The sequence below is a fragment of the Aerosakkonema funiforme FACHB-1375 genome, assembly GCF_014696265.1.
In the GTDB taxonomy this organism is placed as follows: domain Bacteria; phylum Cyanobacteriota; class Cyanobacteriia; order Cyanobacteriales; family Aerosakkonemataceae; genus Aerosakkonema; species Aerosakkonema funiforme_A.
On sequence record NZ_JACJPW010000039.1, the window covers coordinates 1 to 15,796 of the forward strand.

General features: G+C 44.8%; 20 protein-coding genes. 12 read left to right on the forward strand and 8 right to left on the reverse strand.

The genetic code is table 11. The annotated features are described in order from the left end of the window. Positions 1-170: 170 nt before the first annotated feature. The 9 genes from H6G03_RS16080 to H6G03_RS16120 all read left to right on the forward strand — a co-directional run bounded on the left by H6G03_RS16080 (position 171) and on the right by H6G03_RS16120 (position 4,770). The gene (locus tag H6G03_RS16080; protein WP_190465417.1) at positions 171-1,010 is read left to right on the forward strand and encodes an alpha/beta fold hydrolase; all 840 of its coding nucleotides are present in this window, start codon (positions 171-173) and stop codon (positions 1,008-1,010) included. Positions 1,011-1,061: 51 nt separating this feature from the next. Continuing rightward, positions 1,062-1,505 (forward strand): photosystem II protein PsbQ, encoded by a 444-nt coding sequence (psbQ, locus tag H6G03_RS16085; protein ID WP_190465418.1) that lies wholly within the window; start codon positions 1,062-1,064, stop codon positions 1,503-1,505. A gap of 68 nt (positions 1,506-1,573) precedes the next feature. Then, a complete protein-coding gene (locus H6G03_RS16090) occupies positions 1,574-2,737 on the forward strand; it encodes an NAD(P)/FAD-dependent oxidoreductase (RefSeq protein WP_190465420.1) in 1,164 nt (387 codons plus the stop codon). A 136-nt stretch (positions 2,738-2,873) separates the two neighbouring features. Next, a complete protein-coding gene (locus H6G03_RS16095; protein ID WP_190465423.1) occupies positions 2,874-3,035 on the forward strand; it encodes a hypothetical protein in 162 nt (53 codons plus the stop codon). Positions 3,036-3,205: 170 nt separating this feature from the next. Further along, positions 3,206-3,532, forward strand: a complete 327-nt coding sequence (locus H6G03_RS37280; protein WP_199315323.1) for a hypothetical protein — start codon at positions 3,206-3,208, stop codon at positions 3,530-3,532. A 225-nt stretch (positions 3,533-3,757) separates the two neighbouring features. Next, positions 3,758-3,940 carry a hypothetical protein gene (locus tag H6G03_RS16105; RefSeq protein WP_190465425.1) on the forward strand — a complete coding sequence of 61 codons (183 nt, stop codon included), beginning with the start codon at positions 3,758-3,760 and terminating at the stop codon, positions 3,938-3,940. A gap of 247 nt (positions 3,941-4,187) precedes the next feature. Beyond that, positions 4,188-4,361 carry a hypothetical protein gene (locus tag H6G03_RS37285; protein WP_199315324.1) on the forward strand — a complete coding sequence of 58 codons (174 nt, stop codon included), beginning with the start codon at positions 4,188-4,190 and terminating at the stop codon, positions 4,359-4,361. 5 nt (positions 4,362-4,366) lie between these two features. After that, positions 4,367-4,549, forward strand: coding sequence for a hypothetical protein (locus H6G03_RS16115; RefSeq protein WP_190465535.1), 183 nt, complete (start codon positions 4,367-4,369; stop codon positions 4,547-4,549). A 38-nt stretch (positions 4,550-4,587) separates the two neighbouring features. After that, the gene (locus H6G03_RS16120) at positions 4,588-4,770 is read left to right on the forward strand and encodes a hypothetical protein (protein ID WP_190465427.1); all 183 of its coding nucleotides are present in this window, start codon (positions 4,588-4,590) and stop codon (positions 4,768-4,770) included. A gap of 16 nt (positions 4,771-4,786) precedes the next feature. Here H6G03_RS16120 and H6G03_RS16125 read toward each other — a convergent pair whose 3' ends face one another. The 5 genes from H6G03_RS16125 to H6G03_RS16145 form a co-directional block, all read right to left on the reverse strand. Continuing rightward, entirely contained in the window at positions 4,787-7,138 is a 2,352-nt protein-coding gene (locus H6G03_RS16125) for an ATP-binding protein (protein ID WP_190465429.1), read from the reverse strand. 407 nt (positions 7,139-7,545) lie between these two features. Next, entirely contained in the window at positions 7,546-7,755 is a 210-nt protein-coding gene (locus H6G03_RS16130) for a hypothetical protein (RefSeq protein ID WP_190465431.1), read from the reverse strand. 4 nt (positions 7,756-7,759) lie between these two features. Then, the gene (locus H6G03_RS16135; protein WP_190465433.1) at positions 7,760-8,128 is read right to left on the reverse strand and encodes a GIY-YIG nuclease family protein; all 369 of its coding nucleotides are present in this window, start codon (positions 8,126-8,128) and stop codon (positions 7,760-7,762) included. A gap of 158 nt (positions 8,129-8,286) precedes the next feature. Then, entirely contained in the window at positions 8,287-8,670 is a 384-nt protein-coding gene (locus H6G03_RS16140) for a hypothetical protein (RefSeq protein ID WP_190465436.1), read from the reverse strand. A 112-nt stretch (positions 8,671-8,782) separates the two neighbouring features. Next, on the reverse strand, positions 8,783-9,853 hold the full coding sequence (locus H6G03_RS16145; protein WP_190465438.1) for a helix-turn-helix domain-containing protein: 1,071 nt from the start codon (positions 9,851-9,853) through the stop codon (positions 8,783-8,785). A 167-nt stretch (positions 9,854-10,020) separates the two neighbouring features. On the opposite strand from H6G03_RS16145, the gene H6G03_RS16150 reads away from it, so the two are divergent. Then, the gene (locus H6G03_RS16150; protein ID WP_190465440.1) at positions 10,021-10,170 is read left to right on the forward strand and encodes a hypothetical protein; all 150 of its coding nucleotides are present in this window, start codon (positions 10,021-10,023) and stop codon (positions 10,168-10,170) included. Positions 10,171-10,307: 137 nt separating this feature from the next. Here the strand turns inward: H6G03_RS16150 and H6G03_RS16155 are convergent, their stop codons facing one another. From H6G03_RS16155 to H6G03_RS16165, 3 genes are all read right to left on the reverse strand, one after another. Further along, entirely contained in the window at positions 10,308-10,952 is a 645-nt protein-coding gene (locus H6G03_RS16155; RefSeq protein ID WP_322111918.1) for a sterol desaturase family protein, read from the reverse strand. A 150-nt stretch (positions 10,953-11,102) separates the two neighbouring features. Then, positions 11,103-12,692: a rhomboid family intramembrane serine protease gene (locus H6G03_RS16160; RefSeq protein WP_190465443.1), complete on the reverse strand. Its 1,590-nt coding sequence runs from the start codon at positions 12,690-12,692 to the stop codon at positions 11,103-11,105. Positions 12,693-12,811: 119 nt separating this feature from the next. Then, a complete protein-coding gene (locus H6G03_RS16165) occupies positions 12,812-14,947 on the reverse strand; it encodes a prolyl oligopeptidase family serine peptidase (protein ID WP_190465528.1) in 2,136 nt (711 codons plus the stop codon). Positions 14,948-15,057: 110 nt separating this feature from the next. Here H6G03_RS16165 and H6G03_RS16170 point away from each other — a divergent pair, with 110 nt between their 5' ends. Together H6G03_RS16170 and H6G03_RS16175 are read left to right on the forward strand one after the other, a co-directional pair. Next, the gene (locus H6G03_RS16170; protein ID WP_190465445.1) at positions 15,058-15,357 is read left to right on the forward strand and encodes a hypothetical protein; all 300 of its coding nucleotides are present in this window, start codon (positions 15,058-15,060) and stop codon (positions 15,355-15,357) included. After that, entirely contained in the window at positions 15,354-15,791 is a 438-nt protein-coding gene (locus H6G03_RS16175) for a type II toxin-antitoxin system VapC family toxin (protein WP_190465447.1), read from the forward strand. Before H6G03_RS16170 ends, H6G03_RS16175 begins: the two co-directional genes overlap by 4 nt. The last annotated feature ends 5 nt before the right edge of the window (positions 15,792-15,796 follow it).

Here is a 15,796-nt window from a genome sequence, read left to right on the forward strand (position 1 = left end):
CCTCTTCCCTCTTCCCTCTTCCCTAACCCCTAGCCCCTAACCCCTAACCCCTAACCCCTAGCCCCTAACCCCTAGCCCCTGCTTTTGACTTTTGACTTTCCTGGCTTGCCCGAAAATACCGTTGGGGGGTAAGCTCAAGCAACGGGAAAACAGCAGACAGGATTGATAACGTGGCAATAAATGAGGAATCGATCGAAGTTGGTGGGCTGAAATGGTTCTACCGGGAAGCGAAACCCTTGGGCAGAAGTGACAGACTGCCGGTGCTGTTGCTTCACGGTTTGCCTTCCCAGAGTTACAGTTGGACTGAAGTGATGCCAGCTTTGGCGGAAAAAGGGTATCCTGCGATTGCGCCCGACTGGATTGGTTATGGCTTCTCATCAAAACCCGATCGCCGCGATTTTGCCTACACGCCGGATGCCTTCGTTGACAGTCTAACAGCATTTATCCAAACCCTAGAAATCGATCGCCTTTCCCTAGTTGTACAGGGATTTTTGGGGTCATGCGGCATTCAATACGCCTTGCGCCACCCAGACAAAATCGAATGCTTGGCCATTTTGGGCGCACCTGTCTCAACTGCTGCGAAACTACCTTGGAAAATTCAACAACTGGGATTGCCATTTGTCGGCGATATGCTGACGCAAGACCCCCTCTTAGTTGACCGCACTCTAGAAGGCGGTAGTCGTTACGGAATATCAGATAAAGATTTGGATGTGTATCGGCGTCCCTTCCTCAAGAGTTCCGATGCGGGACGAAGTTTGATGTGGACGGTGCGGAATCTCCAGTTACAGGAGTCGATGGCGGAAATTGAAACCGGTTTGCGGAAGTGGACGCAACGAACTCAATTTGTGTGGGGGATGAAAGACCCTTGGTTATCCTTTAGCCAGATGGAACCTTTAGCCACGGCGATGCAGAATGGGGAAGTCTGCAAACTGGAAGAAGCAGGGCATTATCCGCAAGAACATTGCTCTGGTGCAGTCAGCGAAGCTCTATTAGGGTTTCTTCGCCGCTAATATTTTTAAGGATAGTTTTTTGTTCCACTGTTCATTCCCGTAATCATGGTTATGACACGTTATCGGTCTTTTCTAGCCTTGGTGCTGGCATTTTTGACAGCATTTTTGGTAAGCTGCGGCTCTCCTGCTGCCAAAACGCCTCCTACTTACACGGCAGATCAAACAGCGCTGATTCAGGATTATGTTTCCAGAATCGAGACTTCCCGCGAGCGCTTGCCGGAATTAGCGAAGCTGATCCAAGATGAAAATTGGGTTTTTGTCAAGAATTTTATTCGCGGGCCTTTGGGTGAATTGCGATCGCGCATCAGCGTGATTCAGCGCAACTTGCTTCCAAATGCCAAAGCAAAGGCGACTGAATTAGCCAAAGAGGTGGCAGAAAACTTAATTGCGATCGATGAAGCTGCACAAAAGCGCGATTACAAAGCGGCTATCAGCAGTTACGGCGCACTGCAAAGAAACATAGACGCTTTCTTGTCTTTGGCTCCCGGAGCATAGTCTATTTTAGATTTTGGATTTTAGATTTTAGATTGGTACACAAGCTAAAATCTAGAATCTTTTCTCAAATGAGTCATGTTGCAATTATAGGGTGCGGTGTTGTTGGGGCGGCGATCGCCTACGAACTCAGTCAAGTTCCCGGACTGAACATTACAGTTCTGGACAAACAATCACCCCCCTCTTTCTCCGCTATCAGGGGAGAAGTCAGAGAAATCAACCATTCCTACCAAGGTTCTACAAGTGCTGCCTTGGGTGTTTTGATGGGTGCTATCAGTCAAAAAGTCAAGGGTAAGGCGTGGCAGATGCGCCAGACTAGCATCCAGCGCTACGAAACTTTGATTCCGGAATTAGAAGCTGCGATCGGGCGTAAAATTCCTTTTAACAGGCAGGGAATTCTCATGCTTTGTCTGGAAGGGGAAAATTTACCTAGTTGGGAAGAGTTGGTAAAAGTTCGCGCTGACCAAGGTTGGCATTTAGAAATTTGGGATACTGCCCAATTACAGGTTAAATGTCCGCAACTGAGTTTGGCAAAGATTAGCGCGGCTGTCTATTCTCCCCAAGATAGACAAGTCGATCCCACCGCTCTTACGGTAGCTTTAGTGGAAGCAGCCGATCGCAACGGTGTGAGTTTCCAGTTTGGGGTCAGCGTTTTGGGGATGGAAACAACAGTGTCAGATGGAGAGAATTTCTCTGCCTGCAAACAGATTGACACCACAAATGGCACGATAGAAGTTGATTGGTTGGTGATAGCGGCGGGGTTGGGTTCGACACCGCTCACCGCATCTCTGGCACAGTCGATCGAGATCGGACCGGTATTGGGACAAGCATTACATTTACGATTAGAGCATCCTTTGGGAAACCCAGATTTTCAGCCGGTCATTACTGGTAATGATGTGCATATCGTGCCGGTGGGAGGCGGGGATTACTGGGTAGGCGCTACCGTTGAGTTTCCCGTTGATGGGTATGAGGTAGTAGCAGATGCAAGTCAACTGGACGCGGTGATGGATGGTGCGATCGCATTTTGTCCGGAATTAGCACAAGCTACAATTATGAAAACTTGGTCGGGTTTGCGTCCGCGCCCGTCAGGTCGCCCAGCCCCAATTATCGGCAATTTGCCAGGGTTTAGCAACATTCTCTTAGCAACAGGTCACTATCGCAACGGTGTTTTGTTAGCACCTGCGACTGCACAAGCAATTCGCGAGGCAATTCTAGGAAAAAATACTGTATTTTAAGCAACAATTAGGCTGAATCTTACCCAATTAGTAACAATTCTGTCCGAGCGGGTAGGGTCAGTCTATCAATGAGCAGATGACTTTCCTCAAGGCAATAATTATCATGAGTAATTATTGCCTTAAAGAGGTGTTCATTATGCAACCAGTTAGTTTGTTGATAGGAATGGAAAACTTAGTTAGTTTGATCGCTAGCAAAAAGCCATATTCGGACGTTCAAGAACCATCTTTTAAAACTTTACCATTGCCTTGGACGATCGCGCAATTGCTGGATGAAGAAGAATCGCACATTTTCTCATAAATGTCGTCGATCTGGGAAATAAAATGAGACGAATAAAAGAGGCGATCGCTTGCAATATGTAATATGCGATCGCTTGTTTTTTAATGAGTGCGATATGCCTACGGCACGCTGCGCGATCGGATCACCTTTAATGATATGCTAATGAGGTAAGATCGGGATGCTAATACTAAATGCCGATTCCATCAGAAATTCAAGATCTAATCGATAGATTAAACCAAGAACTAGCCGAGACTGAAACTGATGCCACGCAGGGACTAAATTTAGTCAGACCTATATTGTCTCAGTTCCCAGATAATGCTAGAATGATTCATGCAATGAAACAACTACCGGATGATGAGACTCTAGATAAACTGCTTGAATTAGCAAAAGATTTTGAAAATAAAGCTAAAGCTGTTTATGATTTAGCAACAGAAATAGATGAAAAGTTGCGACTAAGACAAGAAGCAAGAAGACAAGCTGCGATCGAGGAATTACGAAAAGCTAAATCGAAAGTGTAAGGGCTTTGTCAACGTTACTAGGTCGCCAGTCCACAAAAGTAAATTGACAAAAACAACGAAATATGTATTATGTAGGGGCGTTCGCGTAGCGGCGCGGATGCGCTTAGCATTCGGGCGACAATCGATCGCGATCTACAACAATTTTTCTGTCCGAATGCTTCGCCCCTACACAGTAAATATTTCGTTATATAAGGATGAGCTTCTTTGAAGTTTGAGGGAATTACAATGAAGCAATTACCGGATGATGAAACACTGGATAAACTGCTGGAACTTGCGAAAAATGCCGAACAAAAAGCTAAAGCTTTGTACGATATGGCAACAGAAATAGATGAAAAATTGCGACTAAGACAAGAAGCAAGAAGACAAGCTGCGATCGAGGAATTACGAAAAGCTAAATCGAAAGTGTAAGGGACGATATTGTTTTTTGTGGAATGCGCGATCGCATCGCCTTTAATGATATGCTAATGAGGTGAAATCAGGATGCAAATCAATGCCTATTCCGTCAGAGTTACAAGCTCTTATTGAGCGCATAAACCAAGAAATTGCTCGGATTGAGCAAGAAACGACAGAGGGACTAAACTTAGTTAGAGGAAGATAGTCGCTTTTTCCAAATAATGCTATATTAAATCAATATTTTGCTTATTTCAGCACAGCTTTGTTTTTCGTAGAAACGTCCAGAAGGCAGATAGAAGCTACTATTGAAACAATCTCGCCTCTGGAAGTACCAAACGCTGTAATTCAAGAAGCAGCAGAAGATTTGGGAAATCTATTGGGGCGGGTGCTAGAAGTAAAAATAAAAGTTGAACGGCTGATTACTAGATTGGAGTAATGACTATGACTGTGAAACAGCTACCAGATGAAAAAACTATGCTGGAAATCTTGGAATTGGTCAAAGATTTTGAACAGTCAGCTAGAGAAATGTGTGAAATGTCAACTGCGATCGCGCATAAATATCAAAAGCGGATGCAGGAAATCAGAGAAGCCGAAAAAGAGGAAAGCGATCGAGTGGATATATAGAGAAAGGATGTGCTTTTTTGAAGCTTGAGGGAATTACAATGAAACAATTACCGGATGATGAAACACTGGATAGATTATTGGAACTTGCCAAAGACGCTGAAAATAAAGCTAAAGCTGTTTATGATTTAGCAACAGAAATAGACGAAAAGTTACGAATAAGGCAGGAATTAAGAAGGCAAGCTGCGATCGAACAATTACGAAAAGCTAAATTAGAGGTATGAGGTGCGATATCGACTACTATTTCCTGGCAAACCAACATCGAATTAGCTCGACTTGGAAACGATATCCTTCACCAATTTCCTCAATTAATTCTCGTCGCAATAACAATTCGAGAATACTATCTAAATTATCGGCAAACTGACGGGATAAAACTTCTCGACTAACAGTAGCACCTTCTCCTTGTGCGGCGATGAAACGCAGCAAAGCTAAACCTGCTGCATCTACTTGATTATTTTGAATATCGGCAAAAAAGAAACTGCCACTGTTTAAAGCTGCTGGTACTGCTGCTTCCACATCCGCTAAATTTGCCAAGCGACGCACCGAGGGGTCTTGCTCGTTTTTCAGGTAGATAATTTCCGCGCACAGCAGTTGCACTAGAAACGGGTGACAGCGCGTGAGTTGCAGGACTCGCTCAACCGCATCCGGTTCGTAGCGTAAGGTAAAATCTTTCACGGGTCGCTCAATTAGCTGACGCGCTTCCGGTTCTTTCAGATAGCTGATATGCAAGACTTGCACGTTGATTAAGTAGCTAGCCCAACGCTGAAACTCTTCGATTGTATGGCTTCCAGCTAGCAGCAGTTTGAAGCGGGGACGATGTTGGATGAGGTGACGCAGCATTCCCAATACGTCTTGTTCGTCAAAGCGTCCTTTGCTGATGGCGGTGTCTAGCGCCTCGAATTCATCGAAGGAAAGCAGGGCGATATTTTGGTCTAGGGTTTGTTCTACATTATCCAGCCATTCATCAAAGCTGGTGAATGGGTCAACTTTTAAGGTTTCGCGGGTGAGGGGTGGGAGAGTGACAGCACTTTGACGTTTGGCTGAGTCTGTCATTGCTCTGGCGATATTGTAGAGAAAACCAGCATAGTCACTGGCTGATGAAACTGGCCCTTGCAAGTCTACAAACATGGGGATAATGCTATTGGGTAGCAAGCGTCCCAAGTTATTGAGGAGAGAGGTTTTGCCCATACGTCGCTGTCCGTATAGTAGCAAAGGTGGGCGGCGGCGATCGAGGATTAATTGTTCGATGCGAGTACCGAAGTGAGTACGTCCGGTGAAGATTTCCTGCTGTTCTTTTAGAGGTACGCCGATGATATAGGGATTGTCAACTTCTTGGCGAAGTTCGACTGTTTTGGCTAGTCCTCGTATATGGTTGGTTACTATTTCAGACCATTGGGTAGCGATGGGGCGAAAACGAACGGAGTATTTATCGCTGCTGTGGGTTAATTCTCGAATTAAACCGTTTAATTTTTCTGATACTGCACTGAGGACTAAACGCTGGTTGTAAGAACTTCCTTGGTTGAGGGCTGCTTCTGCGTCTTGGCTGATATGTCTGAAGCTAATGAGTAGGGCGCTGACTGGGCTGATTAGTTCGCCAGCTGCTATGGTGTGGTGAGCGTTACTGATCGCTGTTACGTCTGCACAGTTTTCTAAATCTCTTGCATCTAGTTCTATTTGTACCGCTTGGGCAGCCCAACGCTGACGACTGGTGCTTAGGTAGTTTAGCGCGGCTTTTCCCTCATCTGGGTTACGTTCTAGGGCTAGGAGAACGTGCTGGTCTAAGCCATCTAAAGAAAGGTACTCCCACTCATACCAGAAAGCAGAATGGTAGTGCAAAAGGCTAAATTTAGTCCTGCTACGTAGCTTGTCGAGTCGATAGAGCAATGTATTCCATAGCTTTAGAAAGGGATAAAGTATTACTGGTAACCACCATAAATGTATAGTTGATCCCACGCCTATCGCCACGCCAAGCGCCACTTCTCCTGTCACGGCTACCATCACACCATGCACCACGCCAAGCACTACGCCTACCACCACGCCTCTCGCCGCGCCTCCCGCTATGCCTACGCTTCCCGCCGCGCCTCCCGCTACGCCATACGCCACGCCTACCACCACGCCTCCCGCCACGCTTACGCCTCCCGCGCCTCCCGCTATGCCTACGCCAAACGTCACACCTACCGCCACGCCAAACGCCACGCCTCCCGCTACGCCAAACACCACGCTTACGCCTACCACCACGCCAAACGTCACGCCTAGCACTACGCCAAACGTCACGCCTAGCGCGATCATTATTGCTGGTATTCCCAACCCCCACATCACTAAACCAGTTAGTAGGTTAGCTAAAACAGGCAATATCAGATTTCCTTGTATCAACAGTCGCCACAAAGCCAGGTTTTGCCAACGCTTTTTTCTAATCAAAATAACTACAGACGAGCCAGGCTTTAAGTCAACGTCGATGCGCTTTAAATGGTTACGAAAAGCTGAGGGATGGAATATCAACCACCAAAGCAATTGCAGACTACCGATAATCAGGTTGGGGTGCTGTTCGGGTGCATCGGTGTAGGCGTTGCGCGGCACATTTGGCGAGGTCATTTCGGTTGGGTTTTTTGTCTTCTGGGCTGGGTGCGAGCAAAAACGCTGAGAATCTATTCTTTATCTATTGTGAATTGACTTACCGGGTTGTGGATGTTGTGCCTATGAGAAAACCGTCTGCAAATTCTGTAGGGGCGAAGCAGTCGGGCGACAATTTATGCAACTCAAAAAAGATATAACTATCCGACTGCTTCGCCCTGCCCGACAGATAACCTCGATATAAGTATCTTCGTAGATTTGCATAAATTGTGGTTGTGTTTTGGAGAGAGATTTGTAGATGGAGGTTATCGGTGGGGCTGGGCGAAGCATTTGGATTTAAGTATTTTGGTTGAGTTGCATAAATTGTCGCCCAAATGCTTCGCCCCTACATGATTTTTGCACACCAGTTTTCACCCAATGTGCGATCGCTAATCCAGTTTAGGCTTACAATCGACAAAAGATAAAGCTTCTTCATCAAGATAACCTGCTATAGCCATTTCAATTACTGCCCAAACCGGATAGTTCATTGTTTTAGCCCGCATTTCGAGTCCGTTACGAATCTTTTCGGGTAATCCTTCCAGAAAAATTTGTGCTAATTCAGGGGAGAGATGTTCGTTGATAGCAGGCGCATTTTGCATAGCGTTAGTCCCTCGCTGGAATTTTCACGTTATAGGGTGGGTTAATTGCTTGGATGATTAGGCTTTCTAACTCTGATGATAACCGTACCCACTGAGTAAAATCTAATTGGTAAAAGGCGATGCGGATGTCTGTAGCTTTCAATTCTTCAATAAATGCCCAAAGTAAAGCTTTGTGACCTCCACGAAAGCGATCTCGTAATGTTCTAGCTTTGCCAATGTAGAGGATTCCAAGAGTGCGATGCTTGACAGCGTAGATACCAGCACTCATCGGAAGTTCGCGGAATTCTTTGGTAAGAGCAATACAATCCTCAAAGGGAATAGATGCAAGAGTATCCAGAATCGCTTGGGCTTCTTGCTGGATAGATTCAGGCATAGCAATGGGAGACGCAAGCAATTTTTCCATCTTACAATGCGATCGCGCTTTATTGCAAATACCATTACAATTATTCCAGCGCCTCCCAATCGTCTAAAGGTGTAGCAGCTATGAACTTTATCTAATTCTTTGTATTTAACAGATCTGCATTGACACAGTTATTCTTGCTTATTATTCTGTTCGGAATTAAATACCTCTCCAGCCCTTCCCCAAGATGGATAATTGCCTGCAATGGCAAGGTATCCAGAAGGAAGTCCGCAGACAAAGAAGCCTGCAATTGCTCGCCCAAAGTTTTGATTGCGGAAACTATGGATTACATAACCAGCATAAGCAAAGAAAATTGTAGCCCCGATAATTCGCAATGTAATTGGATGACTTTTGGGGAAGAAACAAGCAATTGCAATAGTCACGCACAATGCTGTCATTCCATAGAAGACATTAGATCCGGCAGGCAAACCACTGGGATCGAGCGCAGTCATAAAAAATCCGATCGCACACAATAAAGCTACTATCCCAATAGCTATACGCGATCCTTTACTCATTACACTTTCTCCTGCAAAAAAGGTTTTCTATCTTGAGTGCATTCATATTGAATTTGCCATTTATCTTAAAGGGCTTTAGCGCTAAAGCGCAACAACGTACCTCAATTTTAGTTTATCCTTCCAACAAATCTACAAATGGCTGCATTTGTTGTAACGCTTCTTCCCGCCAATTATCATCAGTTTCCCCATCTTCTAAAGTAAATAATCTTTCTCGACAAAGGATTTGCAACAACATCGGCCAACGTCCGCTTTCGGCTAAAATCCACTCTATATCATCCTCTGGAAAAGCTATCGGCGAACTCGCAATTAATTCTCGCGCTTCTGCTTCTGTCAATGCTCCCAAAGTGGCGCTATAGCCGAAAATGTTGAAAAAGGGCGAACTGTGTCCGGTGTGACGCGCTAGTTCGATCGGTGATTCGGGTGTCGCTAAGATAAAAGCTAGATTACCTTGAGTATAGTTGGTGGCGAGCGATCGCAAACTCTCCCAAAACCCATCATCTAATTCCGGACAGCGTTGCAATCCGACGCCAATTTCATCGAGTAAGATAACTGTAGGTTTGTGCAAATTGCCGCTAACCGCATCCATGAATTTATCCAAGTCGCAAGGATTGGGTATCGGCATTTCCAGGCATTCTAATATATAGCCTAACAATCCCTCTCGGCACTGCATTCGCACATCTTGCAAATCTACGAATATCCAGCGATAATTCTCTGGATGGGGCAACCAGTCAGATTTTTGGTTGGGGCGCAACTGTGCTGCTGGGGTGGTGGTGATGTTTTTCAAGTAATGCAGGAGGGAAGTTTTGCCACTACGCCGTTTACCGATAATGGCAGCGTTTTGCAGGGGATGGCGTTTTAGTAAATCGAATATGCGTTTGAGTTCTCGCTGTCGCCCGAAAAAGTAGCGCGGTTGGGTGAGGCAGGAACCAGTGATAAAAGGTGATGGGGGTGGGGGTGCGAATTCTTCTTTACAGGCGATTTCCTGCCATTCTAAGCCCAGCTTTTGGCTAATTTCGACAAAATAGGAAAAATCAATAGGTTTGCCGTTGAGAAAGTTGCTAACGGTGGATCTGGCTATTCCTAATGTGTCGGCTAGTGCCTGTTGGCTAGGAAAGCTGTTACGCTGGATAGCCTGTTTTACTTTGGATATGTACTCTGGGGCAACTTTGAGCGATCGCGCCATACAAAATCAGCGAAAATTGCTCATATCATACCGGAATTCTGCCCAATATCTCAGTAACGCAAGTCAGTCGCCCTTCAGTCAAAAGTCAGACATTGTGAGAAATTTTATAGCCTAGATGTCCGTCAGGGTAACGGTTTGATGGAAGTATCCCAAACAAAGGTACTTCCGTGAATAACTTTAATTGTCTGGAAAAAGCTTTAGCAATTACTTCTGGTATTCTGGCAATTTACCAATGGTGTCCATCTTTAGGAATCGCAGTTGCCGTAGTTATCATATTATATCTGATTGACAATTGCGATGATGATGACTGGGAATAGTTGGAGGTGAAATTTAGGTGCGACTCAAATTGACAGCGTATTACATTAGTTTACGCTGTCAATAATAAACGATACCAGAAACTCGGTTTCTTCAAGCGCCAGAAACCCGGTTTCTTGAAGAAACCGGGTTTCTTTTCTCAAAACGGCAACTTTAGCAACTTCACAAAGTTGAGTTCTCTAGGGTAATCAACCAAACCTATTTTGATAGATTGGGGATTTTTGCTATAACGATACGATTTAAAAAATCTATCCCATACGCTGAGAAGGCTGGCATAATTAGAGTTTGTTTCCTTGACAATTTGCGAGTGATGCAAGCGGTGGTAGTTAGGCGTGACAATCAAATAACTTAAAAATTTATCAACTTTGTATGGCAAATTCCAATTGCTGTGGTGAAATACTACAACTATCGTAAATAGTAATTCATACATAACTGCATGAATTGGCTTTATACCAAATAGCCAAATCAGAAATACTTTAGGCAAATTCGAGACAAGCACTTCAATTGTATGAAAACGATAAGCTGTGGAAATATTCATCTCCATCTCGGTATGATGCACGCGATGAAATCGCCACGCGATAGGCAATGTGTGCATTAATCTGTGCCAAAAGTAGAGATATAAATCGAGGATTAAAAAAGATAAAATAGCTACTAACCAAGTTTGTTTAATTCCTGCAAATAAGCCCAACCAAATGTTTTGTTGCCAAACCCATTTTAACAGCAAAACAGTGGTTAGGCTGGAGGAGATCGCATTCACTATCCCCAGCACAAAATTGTGAGTCACTCTTCTAGAAAAGCTCTGCTTATATTGGAAAAACGGAAACAAATTTTCCAATATCCCAAAAATGAAGAGACTGCCTAAAAGCGCGGTCAATTTAGCGTCCATAACACTAAGCCAGAAATTTATTTAAAAATAGCGATCGCCCGATTATTGTTACTTCTTATTTCCCCAATTAATCAACAACAAATTTCCTGTAATAAACCCAATTATTAACCCAGCATTGTGACCGATAATGCTAACCTGCGGGTGGGTTATATCAAACAGAAATTGCAGCACCACAATAAACAGGATACTTTTTAAATTTTTAGCAGCAACACGAGATTTTTCTCGCAACCAACCGGAGAGCATAATTGCTCCCATCACGCCAATCAAACCCATAATAGCACCAGATGCACCCACCGTAATTCGCTCTTGAGATTCCGCGACAAATCTAGCTAGAATGGCAATTACCAACATCGATCCTATCCCACTGGTAAAGTAGGAAATTAGGTATCTCCAAATGCCGAGACTGCGTTCTACAAAAGAACCAAGAGCGTAGAGAGCTATCATATTCATTCCTAAGTGCAACAAGCCTGCATGGAGAAAAGTTGCATTCAACGCCCGCCACCATTCTCCAGCCCAAAATGCACCTGGTTCCAATGCACCCAGACGATATAATACGCCCTCATATCCCTCGGTTCCTAGCGAGTTTATTAATGAGTACATTGTGAAGCCAAATACTGCCAAATTTATTAAAATCAACGCAGTTGTAGCGTATGCTTTCTTATCGTTAAGTACCGCTCTACCGTATTTACCTTCGTGCTTTAATTCAGTAGCAACGCGAGATAGAATCTGTTTTGAAGACTCAGTTAATACCTGCTGTATATCGATGCGCGACTGAGATAGACGAAGTGCGATCGCATTCCTGAAAGCAATATCCCCCTCATTGTGCAAAGCCAACAATTGCTGACGAGCAACTTCCTCATTTCCCGCTGCCATTTCCGCAGTTGCCAACCAAAATTGGCGCATATTTTTGGGCAACATCGCCAAAGAAATGGAAACTGATTTTTGCAACTCTTCGGTTTGACCGCAAAATGCTAAAATGAACATTCGCACCGTATTGACAGTTGCCGGATCGCCTCTTTTTTCTAAATGTCGTTCCAAGCGATCGAACTCTTGCAACAAACCATTTAAATCTCCTGTTTCCCCCAAAGCTCGCAGGTAGTATGACAAAACGCCCAAATCTTCAAATAATACCTTTGGCGGTAAATCGTTCCGTACCCAAAGCAGCAATTCTTCCCATCGCGCCCCCATTTTATAAAGTATAACTGTGGCATTTCTGCCTATGGAAGTTGCATTATTCTGATAGCGTTTTAAGATTGTGAGAGCCTCAGCCATATCGCCACGCTGACCTATTTCTAAAGCCCGCAATAAATCAGGTTGTTCTCTCCATCCATCGGCTGGATGCAGCCAGCGCAACTTTGCCATTAATTTGCGAGCTTCCGCGTAGCGCCCCGCAGAAATGAGTTGATTAGCCTTCCTCATACCGTTGAGGGGAAGCAACACAAAAATCAGCCACAAACTGCCACCAACAAAACCAGTCCATTGAGGAGCAAGGTAAAAAATTCCTGCCATTACAGCTAAAATAAATATCGTGACAAATAGCCAACCGCGAATCTGGTTAAAAGGAACTCGTAGCAGCGAAATCAGCAAAAAAACGCACCAAAAAGCCACAATCCAAATCAGAAAATCATTTAGATTCATAAAAATTTAAGTGGGGCAGCAGTCGCACTCATTTCTATTGTATAGCTAGGGCGTCGGGCGTCGGGCGTCGGGAGGAGGGAAGAGTACTTGGTAGGGTGGGCATTGCCCACCACCTTCTCTCAACTAACAGCCACATCCAAAACGCGCACTAAAAAAGCCCACTTATCAGCCGCTTCCTCAATAATCTTCGCCGTTGGCTTCCCAGCACCGTGTCCCGCCTTAGTTTCAATGCGAATTAACACCGGATTATCGCCAGAGTGCGCCGCTTGCAAAGCAGCTGCAAACTTAAAACTATGTGCCGGAACTACTCTATCATCGCGATCGGCAGTAGTAATTAAAGTAGCCGGATAAGCCGTACCCGATTTGAGGTTGTGCAGTGGCGAATAAGCATAAAGCGCTGGAAACTCCTCTGGATTTTCCGGCGAACCATATTCAGAACACCACGCCCAACCAATTGTAAACTTATGGAAGCGCAACATATCCATCACACCCACAGCCGGTAACGCCGCCGCAAACAAATCCGGGCGCTGAGTCATGCACGCACCCACCAACAAACCGCCATTGCTACCGCCTGCGATCGCCAGCTTAGCAGAAGACGTATAGCCATTAGCAATTAACCATTCAGCCGCGCCAATAAAATCATCAAAAACATTCTGCTTGTTCAGCTTCATTCCCGCCTGATGCCAATCTTCTCCGTACTCCCCACCGCCGCGCAGATTGGCAATAGCCAAAACTCCCCCCAACTCCATCCATACCAATTGACTAACTGAAAAGCTGGGTGTCAGGGACACATTAAAACCACCATATCCATACAGATAAGTGGGATTATTTCCATCTAGCGGCAAACCCTTTTTGTGGGTGATAAATATCGGCACTTGCGTACCATCCTTGCTGCTATAAAATATTTGCTTCGTCTCGTAGTCATCCGGTTTAAAATCAACCTTTGGCTGACGAAAAAGAGTACTTTCACCAGTTACCATATCGTAGCGATAAATAGTTGTCGGTGTCGTAAAACTCGTAAAGTTGTAAAAAGTTTCCCTATCGTGACGTTTGCCGCCAAAACCACCCGCCGAACCGATTCCCGGTAATTCCACTTCCCGCACAAAAGCGCCGTTAAGATCGAAAATTTTGATTTGACTGCGGGCGTCTTTCAGATAATCAGCAACAAACTGATTATTCAGCAAACCAACCCCTTCCAAAACTTCCTCTGCCTGCGGTATGATTTCTTGCCAATTATCGCGAGATGGCTTAGTGATATCTATCGCAATAACGCGACCTCGCGGCGCATCCAAATCTGTCCGGAACCAGAAAACCGAACCATCATTATCGATCGAGCTGTAGCTGGCATCGAATTCGTTAATTAATTCCTGTACGGGCGAAGCATTCAGATCGAAACCTTTGGATAAAACCGGGGAGTTATCGCCTGAATGCTTCGCCCCTACACCCAAATTAGTCAAATCTTTGTAAAAAATCAAGTTTTTGGGATCTGTTCCCCGCCAAACGGAAATAATCAAATAATTGCCATCTTCCGTAACCCCAGCGCTAAATCCCCATTCCTTTTGGTCTGGTCTGTGATAGATAAGGATATCTTCCGATTGTGGTGTTCCCAAGCGATGATAAAAGAGTTTCTGGAAGTAATTAACATCTTCAAATTTCGTCTTTTCGTTCGGTTCGTCGTAGCGACTGTAGAAAAATCCTTGATTGTCGTGCGTCCAAGCAGCACTGGAAAACTTAACCCATTTCAGGCGATCTGAAAAATCTTCGCCTGTTTCCACATCGCGCACTTTCCATTCTTGCCAATCAGAACCGGAACTAGACAAACCGTAAGCCATTAAGTTACCATCTTCGCTGATGGCAATACCGGAAAGTGCAACTGTACCATCTTCGGAAAGTTTGTTGGGGTCGAGCAGTTGCCTTGGTTCGCCATCGAGGGAATTTAAAGTATAAAGTACGCTTTGGTTTTGCAAACCATCATTTTTAAAATAAAAGTAGCGGTTTCCTTCTTTGAAGGGTATGCTGTATTTTTCGTAATCCCAAAGTTGGGTAAGGCGCTGTTTGATTTTTTCCCGAACTGGGATTTTTTCGAGATATTGAAATGTGACTTGGTTTTGCGCTTCTACCCAAGCTTTTGTTTCGTCCGCATCGGGATCTTCTAACCAGCGATACGGGTCTTGTACTGAGATGCTATGATAATCATCGACTTGTGCGACTTTTTGGCTAGTTGGGTAATTTAGCGGTTTATCTGAATACGGCATAGCAGGAAATTTAAGCAACATTTTCCAGTTTAGTTCGATCGCCCTCCTATTTAAACGTTCAAAACGATAATATTTTACCCTAGAAAGTATGAAAGTGTTGGGGCATAGATATGAGCGAACAAGATCGACAATCCCAAATTCTTCTAGAACCAGAACAGTATCAGACATTGGCACAGATAGCTAGTAAGCAAGGCCGCACAATTTCCGAAGTGGCGCAGGAAATCATGCGTTTGGGGCTAGAATCTTTTGAAGATCGGCAGAAAGCACGCCAGATGGAAATCCTAGAACGATTAAACAAGACACGAGAAGAAATTTATCGAACTCACGGTATGTATCCAGGCGATATAGTTGCCGAGGTACGGGCGGAACGGGAAAAACAGATCGATAGGGTAATGAGAGGTGAACCTTGAAAGTTGTCCCAGACTCAAATCTGGTGGTGGCGCAGATAATTCCACTTCCCTATTCACAAGTAGCTATCCGCAAGATACAACAGTGGCAGGAGCAAAAAGCTGAGCTTGTAGTGCCTACTCTATGGTCTTACGAAGTGGTTTCGACTCTTCGCAAAGCAGTCGCAAGCGGGGTAATTTCTTCTGAAATGGCAACAGATGCTCTGGAAGCCGTTCTCTCAATCGAGATTCTTCAAATTCCGCCCAGTCAATCGCTTCATCAACGCGCTCTTGACTGGGCGGCTCGACTGAATCAAATTGTAGCTTATGATGCTGCTTATGTTGCCCTAGCTGAATCTGAAGGAGCGGAATTTTGGACAGCTGACCAGCGACTTGCTAATGCCGCAGTACAAGCAGGTGCATCGTGGGTACATCATATTAGTGAATCATCGGCTTGACAAAA

What these genes read in the sequence shown, in the direction of transcription:
- H6G03_RS16140 (WP_190465436.1), bottom strand. Translation starts at nt 8,670, where the DNA reads ATGAGTAAAGGATCGCGTATAGCTATTGGGATAGTAGCTTTATTGTGT.
- H6G03_RS16115 (WP_190465535.1), top strand. Translation starts at nt 4,367, where the DNA reads ATGACTGTGAAACAGCTACCAGATGAAAAAACTATGCTGGAAATCTTG.
- H6G03_RS16165 (WP_190465528.1), bottom strand. Translation starts at nt 14,947, where the DNA reads ATGCCGTATTCAGATAAACCGCTAAATTACCCAACTAGCCAAAAAGTC.
- H6G03_RS16130 (WP_190465431.1), bottom strand. Translation starts at nt 7,755, where the DNA reads ATGCAAAATGCGCCTGCTATCAACGAACATCTCTCCCCTGAATTAGCA.
- H6G03_RS16145 (WP_190465438.1), bottom strand. Translation starts at nt 9,853, where the DNA reads ATGGCGCGATCGCTCAAAGTTGCCCCAGAGTACATATCCAAAGTAAAA.
- H6G03_RS16105 (WP_190465425.1), top strand. Translation starts at nt 3,758, where the DNA reads ATGAAGCAATTACCGGATGATGAAACACTGGATAAACTGCTGGAACTT.
- H6G03_RS37280 (WP_199315323.1), top strand. Translation starts at nt 3,206, where the DNA reads ATGCCGATTCCATCAGAAATTCAAGATCTAATCGATAGATTAAACCAA.
- psbQ (WP_190465418.1), top strand. Translation starts at nt 1,062, where the DNA reads ATGACACGTTATCGGTCTTTTCTAGCCTTGGTGCTGGCATTTTTGACA.
- H6G03_RS16120 (WP_190465427.1), top strand. Translation starts at nt 4,588, where the DNA reads ATGAAACAATTACCGGATGATGAAACACTGGATAGATTATTGGAACTT.
- H6G03_RS16135 (WP_190465433.1), bottom strand. Translation starts at nt 8,128, where the DNA reads ATGCCTGAATCTATCCAGCAAGAAGCCCAAGCGATTCTGGATACTCTT.
- H6G03_RS16125 (WP_190465429.1), bottom strand. Translation starts at nt 7,138, where the DNA reads ATGACCTCGCCAAATGTGCCGCGCAACGCCTACACCGATGCACCCGAA.
- H6G03_RS16095 (WP_190465423.1), top strand. Translation starts at nt 2,874, where the DNA reads ATGCAACCAGTTAGTTTGTTGATAGGAATGGAAAACTTAGTTAGTTTG.
- H6G03_RS16160 (WP_190465443.1), bottom strand. Translation starts at nt 12,692, where the DNA reads ATGAATCTAAATGATTTTCTGATTTGGATTGTGGCTTTTTGGTGCGTT.
- H6G03_RS16170 (WP_190465445.1), top strand. Translation starts at nt 15,058, where the DNA reads ATGAGCGAACAAGATCGACAATCCCAAATTCTTCTAGAACCAGAACAG.
- H6G03_RS16090 (WP_190465420.1), top strand. Translation starts at nt 1,574, where the DNA reads ATGAGTCATGTTGCAATTATAGGGTGCGGTGTTGTTGGGGCGGCGATC.